Here is an 18,262-nt window from a genome sequence, read left to right on the forward strand (position 1 = left end):
TGCTTAAGTTACCGCGCTTCCAGGGTGGCCTTGCCGCCCTGTTCCTGCAGCATCGCCGCCTCGGCCAGGGCCTGGGCGCGCGCTTCTTCCGCGGCCTGTTCCGCTTTCTCCAGCGCATCATGGCGCGCCTGCAAGGCTGCCCGGGCGCGCACGAAGACGATCTTGATGGCCGCCATCACGGGCACGGACAGGAAGATGCCGACCACGCCACCGAGCTGGTCGCCGGCCAGCAGGCCGACGATCACCATCAGCGGACTCACTTCCACGCCTTCGCTCATCAAATACGGGTTGACCACGTAATCCTGGAACAAACGGTAGGCGGCGATAAAGCCGATCAGCCAGAACACGTGCTCGAAACCGCTGAAACCGGCCACGACCACGGCGATGACGGCCGCCGCCAGCGGGCCCGCAAACGGGATGAATTCCAGCAAGGCGGCCGCACCGGCCAACAGCAGGCTGTACGGCACGCCCATCAGGGAAAAGGCAATGCTGTAGGACACAAACGTGGCGATCGACAACAGCAGCAGGGCGCGCACATAGCGCGACAGCAGGATGTCGAGGTCATCGATGATGGCGCCCCAGAGCTTCTTGTTCGGGCGGTTCAGCAGGGACAGCAAGCCGTCGCGCATGTCCGGGCCTTCCTTGATCAGCAAAAAGCTCAGCACGGGCACCAGCACCAGATAGATCAGGTTGCTGGCCGCATGCATGACGGTCAGGCCCAGTTCTTTCGCCAACGGCATCGCTTGTCCCGTACCGCTGCTCAGCTGCGTCTGCATGAACGACAGCAGGCGCGCACGCAACGGTTCCATGAATTCCGGCAAAGGGATGCGCTCGGCAAAGTTGTTGCCCTTGAGCAGGGTCGGCAACTGATTACTGAGCTTGATCGCTTCCTCCTCGATGCGCGCGCCGAAGATGGAGCCCAGTATCGCCACCAGCAAGATCACCACGAGGAAGACGATGCCGATGGCGGCCGTGCGCGGCAAGCGCTTCGGCCCGTACCGCTCCAGCAGGCCGATCAGCGGATACACGAGGTAGCTGAAGAAAATCGCAAATACCACGACGATCAGGGTCGACGACACCTTGTAGGTGAGGAACAGCAGGAAGGCGATGAGGAAAGCCGTCCACACCATCTTGGCAACGCGCAAGTTAAAACCGAACATATGAATTCCTTAGGGGCAGGATGCGACGCAAGCGTGGCTGGCTTGAAGGGCAGGGTGGGCAAGGCAGGGATGGGGCCGCGCCGCACGGCCGGAAATCATACCGCAAAATGCCAAAATGCCATGTTCTTGTGCGTAATGGCAATGCTTTCCTTGATCGCCTTCCTTATTTTGTGCGCCAGCTGGCCACGGTGATGAGCACGCTGTCTTTCTTGCCCGGTTCGCGCAGGGTCACAGTGTAGCGGCCGCTCGTGTCGCTGCCCGTGAACACGACCTTGTCGTCATGGCCCTGCACTTGCGCTCCCTTGGCCAGCTTGGCATAGGTGTTGAGCACCCAGTGGAAATCGGCATAGCTGCGCAGGGTGATGCTGGCATCGGGCATGGGTTCGTCGCCCGCCTCGGCCGCTTCCGTGGGTGTACGCATGGGCAAGCCGGTCAGGCCGGCCTGTGCGATGAGCTTGCCGCCGCTGGCGCTGCTGTTCAGTTCCGCGTTCGGCAGCAGCAGGTGCAGCAAGCTGGAAGGAAAGCCGGGCGGCACGTCGCGCGGCTCCCAGCCGGGCTGGCCGGGACGCGTGGTGATGTATTCCATCGCAGCAATGCTTTGCCGCTGTTCCGGCGCAGCCTGCGCCAGCATGGGCGGCAGTTGCCGCGCCCACACGAGCAGCGGCGCGGCCATCTCGTCGTCCGCGCCCGGCGGTACAAACACCGTCAGCACGGCGTGGGTGGACGGCAGGCAGGCGGGCACGGCGTCGCCGATGGCGGCCTGGCAATGGCCGTTGACCAAGGCCAGCGCCAACAGCTTGCGTTGCGGGTCGAACAGCATGGCGGCCCGCTGCGCACCGTGTGTGCCGGGGTTGATGGATGCCAGCACCGAACGCCCGTCGGGCAACATGGTGCGCTGGATGTGTTCCAGTGAGCGCATGCTGTCGAGCACCTGGAGCGCGATCAGGGTATCGCCCTGCGTATAGTTGCCGCGCGCATAGCCGAGCAGCCTGAAGACGTCGGCGCGGATTTGCGGATGCTCGTTCAGGCTGAGCGGCGGCGACGGCACGGAGACGGGCACAGTGGCGGCCACGAAGGCGGCATCTTCGGCGGAAACGGCTTGTGCCACGGCTGAAAGCGGCAGGCACAGCGCCGCGCACAGCGACAGCATGCGAAAAGTGATGTTTCCTGGGGTGTTCAATGGACATCCTTGTCGAGACGCCATGCCGGAGCGGTTGCCGGCATGCGCGGGCCGCGATCTTAGCATTGCATGCGTACAGTACGCTTTTCAAGCGGCGTTGAGCACGTAGCGGTTCTTGCCGCTTTTCTTGGCCTGGTACAAGGATTCATCGGCGCGCCGATAGCTGTGCGACAAGTCCGCTTCCTTGATCAGTTCCGCCATGCCGATGCTGACGGACACCTTGCGTTCCGGCACGAAAGCCGCCTCGACGGCATCGACCAGCTGCGCGGCAAAGGCGCAGGCCGCGTTCTTTTCGCCCAGGTAAATCACGGCAAACTCCTCGCCGCCCAGGCGGCCGCACAGGTGCTCGCCCGACAGTCCCGCGATCACCTCGGCGATCCTTTTCAGCACTTCGTCGCCCGCGTCATGGCCATGCATGTCGTTGATCTGCTTGAAGTCGTCGATATCGATCATCAGGAAATACGCGGGCGTGCGCGCCGTGCGCTGCAAGGTGCGGGCGCTTTGCGTGAACATGCGGCGATTGTTAAGCCCGGTCAAGCCATCCTTGTAGGCCATCGTCGCCAGTTCGCGCTGGGAGCGGTAGTTGTGGATGCGCAAGACGAGGAAATAGATATTCAGCGCCAGGCCGATGATCACGCTGATGGTGACGGCCAGCACGGGCCAATACTGGTCGGCCTGGCCCGCATGCACGGGAAACTGGCCCAGCCCCAGCATGGCCCACACGCACAGCGACACGCCCAGGTAATACGCGATGCCGCTGAAGATGGGCGCCGTCGTCAGGGTGATCATCACGCCCAGCGGCAATACCCAAAAAGCGGGGTCTTCCGTGCCAAGCATCAGCACGCGAAAGCCGAAGCTGATGAACAGCACGCTGATGGCGCCGCTGACGATGATGGCCTGCAGCGACTTCGCATACATGGTCAGCAGCAGCCCGACCAGCATGCCCGTCACGCCCAGCGCCGCCTGCGCATGATCGAGCGAGGCGCGCGACAAGGTCAGGCTGAACGTGACCAGCCAGCAAGCCAGGCCAAACGTCAGGATGGCTATCGAAATGAAATGCAGTTCCTTGAAAAAGCGCTGCTGCTGCTCCCGTTCTCCTGAAAAGAACAGGTAATAGAAGGCAGGAGACAGGCTGCGCGAAGTGAACATTCCATTCGTCCAGGCAGACAACACGCCTTGCGGCAGGGACGCCTCCCGGCAACGGCAGGCGGCATGGCGCGCGTACAAAATTAGTTGCGCTCAGGAACTAGTGTACTGGTTTCTTGGGGGGAGTGGGGATGCTGGCAGAGAAAGTAGCAGTCACTGTTCTGTTGCCGCCACATTGTGTCGAGCGTGCAGGGACGAAAAGCAATCCTATGGCGCTTCGGAATTCGTACGGCAAGATACAAAGATGAACCAGCATCTAAACTACTTGAACGATTGGCGAATAATTCGTCTAAGAAAAAAGAAAAGTTCGCTGGGAATCTAATGCTGGATTTTGTTATTACTACGTGAAAAAAGAAAAAGCCCAAGAGTGCTTGGGCTTTTTCTATCTTAGGAAACGCTAGAAAGATATCTTTTCATCTAATTAGCATACGGTCATTAACTGTACTTTTAGACGTCGATATTCCCGGCCCTCAGCGCGTTGTTTTCGATGAACGCCCTGCGTGGTTCCACGTCGTCACCCATCAAGGTCGTGAAGATTTGATCCGCCGCAATGGCGTCTTCGATCTGCACTTTTAACAGGCGGCGTACGGTCGGGTCCATCGTCGTTTCCCACAATTGATCCGGGTTCATTTCGCCCAGACCTTTGTAGCGCTGTTTCGAGACCGTGCGTTCGGCTTCGTCGCGCAGCCATTGCATGGCCTGGTGGAAGTCGACCACGGCGATTTCCTTCATGCGCTCGCCTTCGCCGCGGCGTACGAACGCGCCTTCGCCGATCAGGCCTTCGAAGGTGGCGGCGCCGCTGCTCAGCACGGCGTAGTCCGGGCCTTGCACGAAGTCGGCGTCGATGGCCGTCACTTTGACGTTACCGTGGTACATGCGCTCGATGTGCAGCTTGTGTTTTTCCGACAAGTCGTCGGAACGCACGTGCACTTTCACGGCGCTGTCGTTGATGGCCGTCTGCAGGGCCAGGGCGGAGGTTTCCGCCAGGTCCAGGGTCGACAGGTCCAGCTGCACGCCCGTCATGATGGCCGTCAGGGCGGCGCGGTCGATGACGCGCGTCAGACGGGTCATGATGGTGTTCGACAGGTTGAACTTGCGCACCAGTTCCGTCAGGGTCTCGCCGGAAATGCCTTCCGCGCCTTCGCGCGGCACCAGCACGGCCGTGTTCAGCGCCACCGTCATCATGTAGCTTGCTTCTTCCGCGTCATCTTTCAGATAGCGCTCGTCGCGGCCCGCTTTCACCTTGTACAGCGGCGGTTGCGCGATGTAGATGTGGCCGCGCTCGACCAGTTGCGGCATCTGGCGGTAGAACAGGGTCAGCAGCAGGGTGCGGATGTGGGCGCCGTCGACGTCCGCATCGGTCATGATGATGATGCGGTGGTAGCGCAGTTTTTCGACGTTGAATTCGTCCGGTCCGATCGAGGTGCCGAGGGTAGCGATCAGGGTGGTGATCTGCTCCGACGACAGCATTTTTTCGAAACGGGCTTTTTCCACGTTCAGCACTTTACCGCGCAGCGGCAGGATCGCCTGGAACTTGCGGTCGCGCCCTTGTTTTGCCGAGCCGCCTGCCGAGTCACCCTCGACGATGTACAGTTCGCACAGGGCGGGGTCTTTTTCCTGGCAATCGGCCAGCTTGGCCGACAGGCCCAGGCCATCCATGATGCCTTTGCGGCGGGTCAAATCGCGGGCCTTGCGGGCCGCTTCACGGGCGCGCGCCGCTTCGACGATCTTGCCGCAAATGATCTTGGCGTCGTTTGGTTTTTCTTGCAGGTAGTCTGCCAGGGTCTTGGCGACGATTTCTTCGACGGGGCCGCGCACTTCGCTCGATACCAGCTTGTCTTTCGTCTGCGACGAGAATTTCGGCTCCGGCACTTTCACGGACAAGACGCAGGTCAAGCCTTCGCGCATGTCGTCGCCGTTGATTTCCACTTTCGCCTTCTTGGCGAACTCGTGTTCATCGATGTATTTGTTGATCACGCGCGTCATCGCCGCGCGCAAGCCCGTCAGGTGGGTGCCGCCGTCGCGTTGCGGGATGTTGTTCGTGAAGCACAGCACCTGTTCATTGTAGGCATCGTTCCACTGCATCGACACGTCGACCGAGATGTTCGTGTTCTGGTCCGACATGCGCTCGCCCGTGGCCTGGAAAATGGTCGGGTGCAAGACCGATTTGGCCTTGTTGATGTATTCGACGAAGCCGCGCGTGCCGCCTTCGAAGGCGAACACTTCTTCCTTGCCCGTGCGCTGGTCGGACAACTTGATGTTGACGCCATTGTTCAGGAAGGACAGTTCGCGGATGCGCTTGGCCAGGATTTCATAGTGGAATTCGACGTGCGTGAAAATCTCTTCGTCGGCCCAGAAATGCACGTCGGTACCGCGCTTGTCCGTTTCGCCGATGACCTTGATCGGGGAGGTGGCGATGTCGCCGACCATGACGATCTGGCGGTCTTGCGGCACGCCGCGCACGAATTCCATGTGGTGAATCTTGCCATCGCGGCGGATGGTCAGTTTCAGCAGTTTCGACAGGCCATTCACGCAGGACACGCCCACGCCGTGCAAACCGCCCGATACTTTATACGAGTTCTGGTCGAACTTGCCGCCGGCGTGCAATTCGGTCATGACGATTTCCGCCGCCGAACGCTTCGGATCGTGCTTGTCGTCCATTTTCAGGCCGGTCGGCACGCCGCGGCCATTGTCGGTGATCGAGATCGAATTATCGCTGTGGATGGTGACGTGGATTTCCGTGCAGTGGCCGGCCAGCGATTCATCGATGGAGTTGTCCAGCACTTCGAATACCAGATGGTGCAAGCCGGTGCCGTCCGAGGTGTCGCCAATGTACATGCCCGGGCGTTTGCGCACGGCTTCCAGGCCTTCCAGGATCTGGATGGAGGAGGCGCCGTATTCTTCCGTTTTGGCCTGGATCGGGGTGTCTTGTGGATTCTCGGACATGGACTGCTTTCTCAAATAACGATTGCTGATTGATTCGGGGCTGCTGGCTGATGACCGCAGGTCGGGTTAGCCGGAACGGCGTAACCCGACAGGCGGCGTTTCAGCATGTCGGATTACGCTGCGCTCATCCGACCTACGTCACTGCTGTGGTCTTTAGATGCGCATCGGCATGACGACATACTTGAAGTCGGCATTGTCGGGGATGGAGATCAGGGCGGACGAGTTCGAATCACCGAGCGCGATGTTGACGTATTCGCATTTCAGGTTGTTCAGTACATCCAGCAGATACGTCACGTTGAAACCGATGTCGACGGAGTCGCCGCCGTAGTCGATTTCCAGCTCTTCGACGGCTTCTTCCTGGTCCGCATTGGTCGAGCTGATCTTCATGCTGCCCGGGGTGATGATGCAGCGCACGCCCTTGAACTTGTCGCTGGTCATGATGGCGGCGCGTTGCAGCGAGCGCAGCAATTCATCGCGGCCGATGGTGAAGTCGTTTTTGTAGCCTTTTGGAATCACGCGCGTGTAGTCGGGGAACTTGCCTTCCACCAGCTTCGAGATCAGCTCGATGTCGGCGAAGGTCAGTTTCACCTGGTTGGCGGCGATATCCAATTGCACCGGCTCATCGTTCTCTTCCAGCAAGCGCTGCAGTTCGATGATGGTCTTGCGCGGAATAATGACTTCCTGGCGCGCGAAGGTCTGCTCGGTGGCGACCTGGCAAAACGCCAGGCGATGGCCGTCGGTGGCCACGGCGATCACATTATTGCCATCCAGAACCAGCAGCAAGCCGTTCAGGTAATAGCGGATGTCTTGCTGCGCCATCGAGAAATGCACCATGTTGAACAGGTGCTTCAGCGTTTTCTGGGGCAGGGTGACGGACGCGTTGTAGCTTTCCGCCTGTTGCACGGTTGGAAACTCTTCCGCCGCCAGGGTTTGCAGGGCGAAACGCGACTTGCCCGTTTGTACGGTCAGGCGCTTGTTCAGCAAGGTCATCGTGACGTCGCCCGATTCGGGCAGGGCGCGCAGGATGTCGAGCAGCTTGCGCGCGGCCACGGTGGTGCCGGTGACGTCCGCGCCGGAACCGATTTCCGCGTGCGTGGTGATCTGCACTTCGGTGTCGGTCGACAGGAAGGAGACATTTTCACCGTCTTTGCGGATGAGGATATTGGCCAGAATCGGCATAGTGTGCCGACGCTCGACAATACCGCTCACGATCTGCAGTGGCCGGAGAAGGGTATCTCGGGTGGTTTTGACCAATTGCATATTTATCCTCAATGTATAGGTTGAACAGTACGACGTTTAACGTATTAATTTAACAATTGTTACCATAGGGAGCCCCGACAGACCGGCTGCGGTGCCCTCCCAGATGATAAGGGTAAAGCACGTTTTGAGCCAGTCTTGCTCAAGCGGCGCTTAGCCTTTTAATGTTTGCTCCAGCACATGCAATTCATGGTTGCATTCCGGATTCTTGGTGCGGTCCAGCGCGATCTTGCGCACGGCATGCAGCACCGTGGTGTGGTCGCGGCCGCCGAACAGCTCGCCGATCTCCGGCAGGCTCTTCTGTGTCAATTCCTTGGCCAGGTACATGGCGATCTGGCGCGGCCGGGCGATATTCGCGGGGCGGCGTTTCGAATACATGTCGGCAACCTTGATATTGAAGAAGTCGGCCACCGTTTTCTGGATGTTTTCCACGGAAATCTGGCGGTTCTGCACCGACAGCAAGTCCTTCAGGGCTTCCTTGACGATATCGATGGTGATGTCCTTGCCATGGAAACGCGAGTACGCCAGGATCTTGCGCAGCGCCCCTTCGAGCTCGCGCACGTTCGAGCGCAAGTGCTTGGCGACAAAGAAGGCCACGTCGTCGGAGAAGGTCACGCCTTCCTGCTTGGCTTTTTTCAACAGAATCGCCACGCGCATTTCCAGTTCCGGCGGTTCGATGGCCACCGTCAGGCCCGAGTCGAAGCGCGAGATCAGGCGGTCGTCCATGCCCGTGATTTCCTTCGGATACGTATCCGAGGTGATGATGATCTGTTTCTTCGCTGCAATTAATGCCTCGAACGCATAGAAGAACTCTTCCTGCGTGCGGCTTTTGCCGCCAAAGAACTGGATATCATCGATCAGCAGCATGTCGAGCGAGTGATAGTAGTGCTTGAAATCGTCGAAACCCTTGCGCTGGTAAGCGGTCACTACGTCGCGAACATACTGTTCCGCGTGGATGTAGCGAATTTTTGCGCCCGGATTGTCGGCCATCACCTGGTTGCCGATGGCGTGGATCAAGTGGGTTTTACCGAGGCCGACGCCGCCGTAGAAGAACAGCGGGTTATACGACACGCCCGGATTGTTCGCCACCTGGATGGCGGCGGCGCGCGCCAGCTGGTTGGCCTTGCCGGTCACAAAGCTGTCGAAGGTCAGGTCGGTGTTGATGCGGCTCTGTTCGCGGCGCGGCGCCGCGCCGATGCTCAGTTCCGGCACGCTGGGCTGCGGTTCCGCCGGGCGCGCGCTGGGCGCGCCGCCATTCGGATCGCTGGCCGGGGTGCTGGCGGTGACTGGCTTTTTCGGCAAGGCCAGGCGCGGGTCGAGCACGAACTGCACCTCCGTCGGCGCTTCGAAGTACTGAATGGCCAGGGCAGTGATGCGGCTGGCGAACTGGGTCTTGACCCAATCGAGCTTGAAGCGATTGGGCGCAGCAATGCGCAGCTTGCCCTCTTCGTAATCGAGAGGGATAAGCGGTTTGATCCACGCACTGAATTGTTGCGGTGTCAGCTCCAGTTCCAACTGCGCGGAACAGGCCTGCCAGAAATTATCCATGTATGTCTATGTGAAAAGGTGTGGGAGGGCGTATCGATTCTGCCCTGCGTTCACCGTGTTGCAAGGCCGGCGTCGCGCGAGGGCTCGCCACACGTAACGCGCTATTCTACTCCCGACTGAGAAAGTTATCCACAGGCACGACGCTTATTTTTCTGTGGCGGGGTGGGGCGCCATGTGCATAAGAGGCGACTTATCCCCCGGTTATCCCGTCACAAGCAGTGCTGGCGCGGCCTGTGGCGGGGCCTTGCAAGCAGATGGGGGCCGGCGCGCAAATTTCCAGGCGATCACGGCAATCCTTGACAAGAGGGGGGCATATGCTGAATAATTCAGGGTTCCCCGCCCGTATTCCGTGTTTATTCATTTGGAACGACAATATGGACTAAGCGTGGATTAAGCGGGCGATGAGATTGGCCAGCTTGTGCCTTGGCATAAGTGCGCGATTGTCATTGGCACCAAAAACTGACGGGACGTCAGACCCGATTTTGCATTTTTTTTGTTTTTAGCGAGACCAACATGAAACGTACTTACCAACCTTCCGTCGTTCGCCGCAAGCGTACGCACGGCTTCCGCGCTCGTATGGCTACCCGTGGTGGCCGTGATGTGCTCAACGCACGTCGCGCAAAGGGCCGCAAACGTCTGGCCGTCTAGGCTTGTCGTTGACAGCTGATCGCGTGGCTAGCTGTACTCCAGTCGGCAATCAACGCGAAGGTTCACACGACTTCGCGCGCGTTCGGCGTATCGTTAAAACGGATGAATTTTCATCCGTTTTTCGTTTGCGCCCTTCGCAAAAAACAGCGCATTTTGTGCTGTACACCCGACACAATCAATTGCCGCATGCGCGGCTGGGCGTCGTTGTGGCGAAGCGTTTCGCGCCGCGCGCGGCGACCCGCAACACGATCAAGCGCGTCACGCGCGAGCTGTTTCGCAACAGCGCGATGCCGCCGGTCGACTGCGTGGTGCGTTTGTCGCGCGCCGTCAACAGCAAGGATGGCCCGGCCACCACGACCAAGCTCAAAGCCGAGCTGCGTGAAGAATTGAGCCGCCTGTTCGCGGCGCAAATCGCCGCCCAGGCCCGTTCTGTTGCTGCGCCACCACCATCCGCGCCATGAAAACCCTGCTGCTGTTCCTGCTGCGCGCTTATCAGTTGCTGATCAGCCCCATGCTGGGACAGAATTGCCGTTTCTATCCGAGCTGTTCGCATTACGCGATGGAAGCGCTGCGCGTGCACGGTACGGCCAAGGGCAGCCTGCTGGCTGCCAAGCGCCTGTGCCGTTGCCACCCCTGGAATGAAGGGGGCGTCGACCCGGTGCCGCCGGCCGACGGTAAACAATCTTCAACGACCGCTTGCGGTTGCAACCACTCCTGACAAATACCCTAATGGATATCAATAAACGTACCATCCTGTGGATCGTGTTTTCCGTCTCGCTGGTAATTCTCTGGAACGAATGGATGATCTCGAACGGCAAGCCGTCGATGTTCTCCGCGAACACGGAACAAACCGCCAAGGCGCCTGTCACCCCGGCCAAGACGGATGCCCTGGCTGCCGCGGCTGCCGGCGCCGCCGCCGTGCCTGGCGAAGCGACCGATCCCGCCGCGTTCAAGCGCGAAGTGATTACCATCACCACCGACGTCATCAAGGTCGACATCGACACCCTGGGCGGCCAGGTCAAGCGTCTGGAATTGCTGAAGTTCAAGGGCGCGGGCAATCCGGGCTGGTTCGGCGGCTGCTTCGGCCTGTTCAAATGGTGCCAGCCTGACGATGGCAAGCAAAACGAAGTGCTGTTCGACGAAGGCGCGAACCGTACTTATCTGGCGCAGTCGGGCCTGGTCGGCGGTCCATTCCCCACCCATGCGAGCGGTTTTACCGTGCAGCCTGGCGTGCGCACCCTCGGCGACGGCAAGCAAGTGCAACTGGTGATGGAAGCGGTCGAAGGCGGCGTCAAGCTGACCAAGACGTTTACCTTCAAGCGCGGCGACTACGTGATCGACGTGCGCCACGACGTGGCCAACGTGGGCGCAGCCCCAGTCACGCCGCAGCTGTATCTGCAACTGACGCATGACGGCAACAAGCCGGTCGGCGACTCCTTCTTCAACAGCAGCTTCACGGGTCCGACCCTGTACACGCCGCAAGACAAGTACCAGAAACTGACGTTCGAGAAAATCGAAAAAGCGGCCGTGGAAGACGAGAAGAAGGGCAACGACAACGCCATGAAGGGCCTGCATCCGGCCACGGCGAATGGCGGCTGGTTTGCGATTTCGCAGCACTTCTTCGTCTCGGCTTTCGTTCCGCCTGAAAACGCCAAGCGCGACATCTTCACGAAGAAGGTCGGCACCAACTTGTACGCCATCGGCAACGTGCTGCCACTGCCTACCCTGGCGCCAGGCGCCTCGGCCAGCATGGACAGCAAGCTGTATTCGGGTCCGCAAATCGCCCACCTGCTCGAGCCGGTCTCGCCTGGCCTGGAACTGGTCAAGGATTACGGCTGGCTGACCATCATCGCCAAGCCGATGTTCTGGGTCATGGAACAGATCCACAGCGTGCTGGGCAACTGGGGCTGGACCATCATCGCCTTCACGATCCTGATCAAGCTGGCGTTCTTCCCGCTGTCGGCCGCCGGCTACCGCAGCATGGCCAAGATGAAACTGGTCACGCCGAAGATGCAGGCGATCCGCGAGCGCTACAAGGGCGATCCGCAAAAGATGAACCAGGCCACGATGGAGCTGTACAAGACGGAAAAGATCAATCCGCTGGGCGGCTGCCTGCCGATCCTGATCCAGATGCCCGTCTTTATCGCCCTGTACTGGGTATTGAACGCGTCCGTGGAAATCCGCGGCGCGCCATGGATCGGCTGGATCACCGACCTGGCCCAGCATGACCCATGGTGCATCCTGCCGGTGCTGTACGCGATCTCGATGTACATCACGACCAAGCTGAACCCGGCTCCTGCCGATCCGATGCAAGCGAAGATGATGCTGTTCATGCCACTGGCATTCTCGGTGATGTTCTTCTTCTTCCCGTCGGGCCTGGTACTCTACTGGGTCGTCAACAACGTCCTGTCGATCGGCCAGCAATGGGTGATCACCAAGAAATACGCGCCTGCCGTCAAGTAAGTCCGGCCAGCGAATCGAAAGCCCGCCTCGTGCGGGCTTTTTAATTCTTGCAGGTCGGATTAGCGTGGCAAGACCACGCGTAAGCCGACACTATCGCCAGCGTGTGCTGCGTCGGCTTACGCGCTGCGCGCCAAGCCGACCTACGTTGCTGCACTTCCCTTGCCGTACCTATTACAATATCCCCATGAAACTCGACTCTTCCCCTATCGCCGCCATTGCCACCGCTCCCGGTCGCGGCGGCATCGGCGTGGTACGCGCCTCCGGCAAAAACCTCGCTCCTTTAATGACGGCCCTGTTCGGCGCGCAGCAACTGAAGCCGCGCCACGCCACCTACCTGCCATTCACGGAAGCCGATGGCGGCATCATCGACCAGGGCATCGCCATCCACTTCAAGGGTCCGCATTCGTACACGGGCGAAGACGTGCTGGAATTGCAGGGCCACGGCGGCCCCATCGTGCTGCAGTTGCTGCTGGCGCGCGTGCTCGAAGCGGGCAGGGACAGCGGCTTGCGCCTGGCCGAACCGGGCGAATTCACGCGCCGCGCTTTTCTCAATGACAAGCTGGACCTGGCGCAAGCGGAAGCCGTGGCCGACCTGATCGACGCGTCCACGGAAGCGGCGGCCAAGTCCGCTTCGCAATCGCTGTCGGGCGCGTTCTCGAATACGATACACGCGCTGGTGGAACAGGTGACGGGCTTGCGCATGCTGGTCGAAGCGACACTGGATTTCCCGGAAGAGGAAATCGACTTCCTGGAAAAATCGAATGCGCGCGGCCAATTGAAAGCCGTCATCGAAGCCTTGAACAAAGTGTTTGCCCAGGCGGCGCAGGGCGCGCTGCTGCGCGAAGGGCTGAACGTGGTGCTGGCCGGCCAGCCGAACGTGGGTAAATCGTCGCTGTTGAACGCGCTGGCGGGCGCCGACGTGGCCATCGTCACGCCGATCGCCGGCACCACACGCGACAAGGTCAGCGAAACCATCCAGATCGAAGGCATTCCGCTCAACATCATCGACACGGCCGGCATCCGCAGCGCGGGCGACACCATCGACGCCGTCGAGCGCATCGGCATCGAACGCACCTGGGGAGAAATTGGCAAGGCGGACGTGATCCTGCACCTGCTCGATGCCGACCACGGCCCGACACTGGCCGATGAAACCATCGTCGCCGCCTTCCCCGAAGGCGTGCCCGTGGTGCGCGTGTGGAACAAGATTGATCTCTCTGGCCACAAGCCCGGCGTCGACAGCATGCCGGACGCTACCCACGTGTATCTGTCGGCGCACGAGCACATCGGCATCGACTTGCTGCGCGCCGAACTCCTGCGCATCGCCGGCTGGCAGCAGACGGGCGAATCGCTGTACCTGGCGCGCGAACGCCATCTGATCGCCTTGAAATCGGCCGGCAAGCATCTCGATATCGCGGCCGCGCACGCGGCGCAGGACGACCAGTCGCTGGACCTGTTCGCCGAAGAGCTGCGCCTGGCGCAGGTGCAGCTGTCGAGCATCACGGGCGAGTTTTCGCCTGACGATCTGCTGGGCGTGATCTTCAGCCGTTTCTGCATCGGCAAATAAGGAGGCTCGATGAAGCTGCTGCTTGTTCTGCTGTTCAGTGGCCTGCCCATGCTGGCTGGCGCGCAGGAAAAGTTGCCGCAAGACGTGGCGCGGTTCGTCGAGAACGCCCAGGTGTGCGAGCACTTTGCCGGCGAGTGGGATGACAACGACAAGGCGCGCCAGCGCGAGATCATCGCTGCCGTGGACGATGCTTGCGGCCAGGCGCAGCGGCAGTGGAAGCGGCTGGCCGCCAAGTATGCGCGACAGCCGAAGCTGCAAAAAGTCATTGCTGACAATGCCAATGACGCGGTGCGCAGTTTCCGGAAATAGCTGCTGGTTTGCGGCGGTTCAGCCCTTCTTCCCCTTCGCCTGCTCTTCCTTGAATTTCTGGAACGTCTCGATATGCTCGGCCCGGCGCAGCACGCGCGAGTGCGGGTCGAGCGTGTATGTGGCGCCAGCCGGCAGGGACAGTTCGCCAAAACCCAGCGACATGGGAACGGTATGGATTTCTTTGCCGATACGCACTTCCACCGGCATCGGGAAGGCGATGTCGGCCGGCGTCTTCCATAGCAGGCGCAAGGTGTCGCCGTCGCGCACGGCGGACAGCTCGGGCAATGCCGCCTGGTACAGATAGACCTGGAAGAACCAGTCGTAATTGCTGCCCGTGACTTTGTTGACGATGGCCATGAATTCCGTCGTGCTGCCATAGCGCGGCTGGAACTGGCCCGGCTGCGGCTGTTCCGTGCCGTAGACGAGCAGGCGCACGGCGCGGAAGAAGGCGTCGTCGCCGATCAGGCCGCGCAAGGTGTGCAGCACCAGCGCCCCTTTCACATACAGGTCGCCGCCCGGGCCGCCCTTTTTCAGGTCGTAGACTTCTTCCTCGCTTTTCGGCTTGCCCGAGACCATGGGCGCCTTGTTGACGATGCCGGCGCGCATTTGCTGCAGCGAAGCAAAATACTCTTGCTCGCCCCGCAGATATTGCATGTACAGCGGTTGCATATACGTGCCGAAGCCTTCGTGCAGCCACATATCGTCCCAGTTGCTGTTGGTCAGCTGGTTGCCGAACCATTCATGGGCAAACTCATGCTGCAGCAATTCATCGTAGCCATAGCTGGTCTTGGCGAATTTGTTGCCATAGGCATTGATGGTCTGGTGTTCCATGCCCTTGTGCGGGGTTTCGGCGATACCGACCTTTTCATCGGCAAACGGGTAGGGGCCGATGACGCTTTCAAAAAAGTTGAGCATGGGCGGCAATTCCGCGAACAGGGCGCCCGCCTTGGCCTCGCTTTCCGGCAGATACCAGAATTGCAGGGGGATGCGGTTGCCGTAGCGGCTCACATACTCGCTCTGCATGCCGCGGTAGGGCGCCACGTTGAGGGCGATGCCGTAGGTGCTCGGATGCTTGGCGCGCCAGTGCCAGGTGCGCCAGCCATCGGCCTCGTCCATGCCGAGCGCAATGCCATTGCCGGCCGCCACCAGCGGCGCCGGCACGATGATGTGCTGGTCGATCAGCCGGGCCTTGCCCATCGGGTGGTCGATGCACGGCCAGAACAGGTCGCAGCCTTCGCCTTGCACGGCGCTGGCGATCCACGGCGTGCCATCGGCCGTGCTCGACCAGACCATGCCGCCATCCCACGGCGCTTTCACGGCGACGTGCGGCACGCCGTGGTAGACGATGCGGATGGTGGTGCGCGCGCCTGCCGCGAGTGTGGCAGGCAAGGTCATGCTCAGGCGCCCGTCCGGGTTGGCATAGTCTTGCGGCCGCAGCGCCTTGCCGTCGATTTCAATGGCATCGACGGGCAGGTTGCGGTCCAGGTCCAGCGCGAAACGCGAGATCGGCTGCGTGGCCAGGAAAGTCAGGCGCGCATCGCCGGCAATGCTGCGGCTGGCAGGGTCGATGCGCAGGGTCAGGTCGGCGTGTTCGAACACCACCGCCAATTGTTCCGGCGTGCGTTCGGCGCCTGAATTGAGGGTGTAGGCGGTGGGCGCGCGCGTGGCGCAGGCGCTGAGCAGCAAGCAGGAGAGCAGCAGCAGGGGAATGTGTTTCATGGCGAGCGTGCAAGTGAACGTAACACTGATTGTAGTGTGAAGTGACAACGTTGTCGTTTGGAAATTTCAAGGGGCCGATGGGGCAAGCGTGGCCCCGGTTGAGAAATGTCATGGGCTTCAAACGACGCTGACGTAATCTTGCTGAGCGGCCTTGAAGTGCCGCTAGGAAAGGAAGCGCCATGGACAGCGAACAGCCGGAAGTCGTGGAATGCAGGGCAATGGTGGCGCCGCCATTGCCTTCCCTGCCGCAATTGATCGCAGCGCTGCCGCCAAAAGGCGCATGCTGGTACTGCGACAAGCCGCTCGATGCCGTGCGCCGTTTCTGTTGCAAGAGTTGTTGCGTGGCGTATGCGGAAGAGGCGCAGTACAACAGCTGAGCGCTAGCGGCGCCGCAGCAGTGCCGCCAGGGCGCCTTCGAAATCGAACTCGTGCGCGGCGGCGGCCACTTCCTGGTAGACGTTGACGCCCAGGCTGGCCGCGAGCAGGCTGGCCGAGTTTTCCAGGATATCGATGGCCGCACCGTCGCCTTCGCGCAGGTGGCTGGCCAGGCGCGCCAGCAGCAGCTGGATGGCCGGTGCGGCCGGGTCGGGCGCCACGTCCTGCGCCGCCGTATGGGCCGCTTCCGGCGTGCCCAGCATGCTGCTGACCGCGCCGAGCAATTGATCCTGCGCCAGTTCCAGCTGCAGCATCTGCTGGGCCAGGTCGGGCGCCTGCGCACGCAGTGCCGATTCCAGGGTTTCCGCCAGGCTGTGCACGTGGCGCGCGCCGATCATGCCGGCGGCGCCTTTCAGGGTATGCGCCTTCAGGCGCGCGGAAGCGTAGTTGCCCGTGTCGAATTCGGCGCGGATCTGGCACGGCGTGGTGCCGTGGTCGTGCAGGAAGCGGCGCAGGATTTTCAGGTACAGGATGCGGTCGCCCATGATGCGGCCCAGTCCGTTCTCGACATCGAGAATACGGACCATGTCGGATGCCGCAACGGCGGCGTCATCATCGCAAGTGGCGTGTGGTTTCAGCATGCTGTACAGAGCGCCCCAAAACTTCTCAATTGCCGTAAAGCAGGAACAGCTATTCTACATCCAGTCATCTTCGACGCCGCGCCCGCTTGGCATGGCTAGCGCGTCGTGAATGACCAGCTGTGCGTGACGTCCGCGCCATTGACTTTGCCGATGAAACTCACGTCATAGCTGGTGTTCGCGTTCAAGGTCGCCAGCGGGATGATGGATGCGGCCGAGACCGGCGTATGCACATCGTTGCCGCTGGTGAGCAGGCGCACCGCCAGGTCCGTGGCGGCACCGCGCTGGCGCACGCTGAACGCCGTCACGCTGACGGGCGTGCCGTAGTTGGCATGCACGCTGATCGGGTAGCCGACCACGTCCTGGTTCGGCACGGGATCGGGCGATTCGTTATCGCTGGAAAAACTGACGGCCACCTTCTGCTGTCCGCCGAAAGGATAGGTGACGATCTGTCCCGCCGCCAGCCCGGGGCCATAGTTGCGGTTGCCGGCCATGTCGGTGGTGAAATACGCATAGCCGGCGCCGCTCACGGCCGCGCCCGCGCCACCTTCCTTGAACAGCGGCTCGAAAATGACGAAGCGGTGATAGATGGCCGTGACCAGCTCTTCGGCCAGGTAAAAGCCGGATGTGTTGCCCGCGCCGGCGATGACTTCGCCCTGCAGCGAGGTGACGACGTAGCCGGCCTTGGCCAGGCGGTCGCCCAGTTTGACGCCCGTAAAGCCGGGCTTGCCCTGCACCTGCTCGTGCGCCACCGTACTGTTGAGATTGAGATAGCTGGAATGGCCCAGGGCCGCGCTGTCGATCAGGCTATTGCGCACCATAGGCGACAGGCCGATCTGGCTGCGCCGGTAGTTGAACCAGTTAAAGCCATCGGTGGCAATATTGTTGCTGAGGACGGGAGCGCCCGGCTCCTGTGTCAGCTGTCCGGCCGGGGTCGAGGTGCTCAGCGACGTATTGCTGCCGCTATCGCCGCCGCCGCAGGCGCTCAGCAGTGCTGCGCTCAGCAGGGTGGGTATCCAGTATTTCCAACGCAGTGACGAGGCAATCAAGTCGGCTCCTGTATAGGTAGGCGGACAGCGGTGGGGCCAGCGTGCTGTCCTGTAAAACGATTCTAAGGTATTTTGATACCGCGTAGCGCATCCATGAAAAGATATGTCGCGCTTGTGCGCGGACGGTGCCGCAGCGGCGCAGGGTAGAATGAGCGTAGCGCAGCGTTTGCCGCTGCATTGCCTTATTTCCGCTACTTTGATTGCCCATACATTTGAATACATTGCCCAAGTCGCGCCTGCAGCGCGCCAAATACGCCTTG

16 protein-coding genes are annotated in these 18,262 nt (G+C 60.9%); 7 read left to right on the forward strand and 9 right to left on the reverse strand.

All coding sequences use genetic code 11. From position 1 onward, the window contains the following. Positions 1-8: 8 nt before the first annotated feature. The 6 genes from IGS55_RS22735 to dnaA all read right to left on the reverse strand — a co-directional run bounded on the left by IGS55_RS22735 (position 9) and on the right by dnaA (position 9,237). Positions 9-1,160 (reverse strand): AI-2E family transporter, encoded by a 1,152-nt coding sequence (locus IGS55_RS22735; RefSeq protein ID WP_230519374.1) that lies wholly within the window; start codon positions 1,158-1,160, stop codon positions 9-11. A gap of 163 nt (positions 1,161-1,323) precedes the next feature. After that, positions 1,324-2,340 (reverse strand): hypothetical protein, encoded by a 1,017-nt coding sequence (locus IGS55_RS22740; RefSeq protein ID WP_230519375.1) that lies wholly within the window; start codon positions 2,338-2,340, stop codon positions 1,324-1,326. An 87-nt stretch (positions 2,341-2,427) separates the two neighbouring features. Then, positions 2,428-3,489, reverse strand: a complete 1,062-nt coding sequence (locus tag IGS55_RS22745) for a GGDEF domain-containing protein (RefSeq protein WP_230519376.1) — start codon at positions 3,487-3,489, stop codon at positions 2,428-2,430. A 444-nt stretch (positions 3,490-3,933) separates the two neighbouring features. Continuing rightward, positions 3,934-6,432 (reverse strand): DNA topoisomerase (ATP-hydrolyzing) subunit B, encoded by a 2,499-nt coding sequence (gene gyrB, locus IGS55_RS22750; protein WP_230519377.1) that lies wholly within the window; start codon positions 6,430-6,432, stop codon positions 3,934-3,936. Between the two features lie 153 nt (positions 6,433-6,585). Then, complete coding sequence (gene dnaN, locus IGS55_RS22755; RefSeq protein WP_034754341.1) at positions 6,586-7,692, reverse strand: DNA polymerase III subunit beta; 1,107 nt, start codon at positions 7,690-7,692, stop codon at positions 6,586-6,588. A gap of 150 nt (positions 7,693-7,842) precedes the next feature. After that, positions 7,843-9,237: a chromosomal replication initiator protein DnaA gene (gene dnaA / locus IGS55_RS22760; protein WP_070224767.1), complete on the reverse strand. Its 1,395-nt coding sequence runs from the start codon at positions 9,235-9,237 to the stop codon at positions 7,843-7,845. 513 nt (positions 9,238-9,750) lie between these two features. Between dnaA and rpmH the strand changes: the two genes are divergently transcribed. From rpmH to IGS55_RS22790, 6 genes are all read left to right on the forward strand, one after another. Continuing rightward, positions 9,751-9,885 (forward strand): 50S ribosomal protein L34, encoded by a 135-nt coding sequence (gene rpmH, locus IGS55_RS22765; RefSeq protein WP_010401996.1) that lies wholly within the window; start codon positions 9,751-9,753, stop codon positions 9,883-9,885. A gap of 23 nt (positions 9,886-9,908) precedes the next feature. Next, positions 9,909-10,346, forward strand: coding sequence for a ribonuclease P protein component (gene rnpA / locus IGS55_RS22770; protein ID WP_099403828.1), 438 nt, complete (start codon positions 9,909-9,911; stop codon positions 10,344-10,346). Further along, positions 10,343-10,603, forward strand: coding sequence for a membrane protein insertion efficiency factor YidD (gene yidD, locus IGS55_RS22775; RefSeq protein ID WP_034754335.1), 261 nt, complete (start codon positions 10,343-10,345; stop codon positions 10,601-10,603). The genes rnpA and yidD overlap by 4 nt, the downstream gene beginning before the upstream one ends. 11 nt (positions 10,604-10,614) lie before the next feature. Then, positions 10,615-12,348, forward strand: coding sequence for a membrane protein insertase YidC (gene yidC, locus IGS55_RS22780; protein ID WP_034754333.1), 1,734 nt, complete (start codon positions 10,615-10,617; stop codon positions 12,346-12,348). A 184-nt stretch (positions 12,349-12,532) separates the two neighbouring features. Next, positions 12,533-13,912: a tRNA uridine-5-carboxymethylaminomethyl(34) synthesis GTPase MnmE gene (gene mnmE / locus IGS55_RS22785; protein ID WP_230519378.1), complete on the forward strand. Its 1,380-nt coding sequence runs from the start codon at positions 12,533-12,535 to the stop codon at positions 13,910-13,912. 9 nt (positions 13,913-13,921) lie between these two features. Next, positions 13,922-14,221, forward strand: a complete 300-nt coding sequence (locus tag IGS55_RS22790) for a hypothetical protein (protein WP_230519379.1) — start codon at positions 13,922-13,924, stop codon at positions 14,219-14,221. 18 nt (positions 14,222-14,239) lie between these two features. On the opposite strand, the gene IGS55_RS22795 is transcribed toward IGS55_RS22790, so the two are convergent. Beyond that, a complete protein-coding gene (locus IGS55_RS22795) occupies positions 14,240-15,940 on the reverse strand; it encodes a M1 family metallopeptidase (RefSeq protein ID WP_230519380.1) in 1,701 nt (566 codons plus the stop codon). A 179-nt stretch (positions 15,941-16,119) separates the two neighbouring features. Here IGS55_RS22795 and IGS55_RS22800 point away from each other — a divergent pair, with 179 nt between their 5' ends. Further along, positions 16,120-16,317 (forward strand): hypothetical protein, encoded by a 198-nt coding sequence (locus tag IGS55_RS22800; protein ID WP_230519381.1) that lies wholly within the window; start codon positions 16,120-16,122, stop codon positions 16,315-16,317. Between the two features lie 3 nt (positions 16,318-16,320). On the opposite strand, the gene IGS55_RS22805 is transcribed toward IGS55_RS22800, so the two are convergent. Together IGS55_RS22805 and IGS55_RS22810 are read right to left on the reverse strand one after the other, a co-directional pair. Continuing rightward, positions 16,321-16,956, reverse strand: coding sequence for an Hpt domain-containing protein (locus tag IGS55_RS22805; RefSeq protein ID WP_128140533.1), 636 nt, complete (start codon positions 16,954-16,956; stop codon positions 16,321-16,323). 95 nt (positions 16,957-17,051) lie between these two features. Continuing rightward, the gene (locus IGS55_RS22810) at positions 17,052-18,002 is read right to left on the reverse strand and encodes a CAP domain-containing protein (protein WP_268992076.1); all 951 of its coding nucleotides are present in this window, start codon (positions 18,000-18,002) and stop codon (positions 17,052-17,054) included. Between the last annotated feature and the right edge of the window lie 260 nt (positions 18,003-18,262).

It is taken from the genome of Janthinobacterium sp. EB271-G4-3-2, from assembly GCF_020858035.1.
Taxonomy (GTDB): Bacteria; Pseudomonadota; Gammaproteobacteria; order Burkholderiales; family Burkholderiaceae_D; genus Janthinobacterium; species Janthinobacterium aestuarii.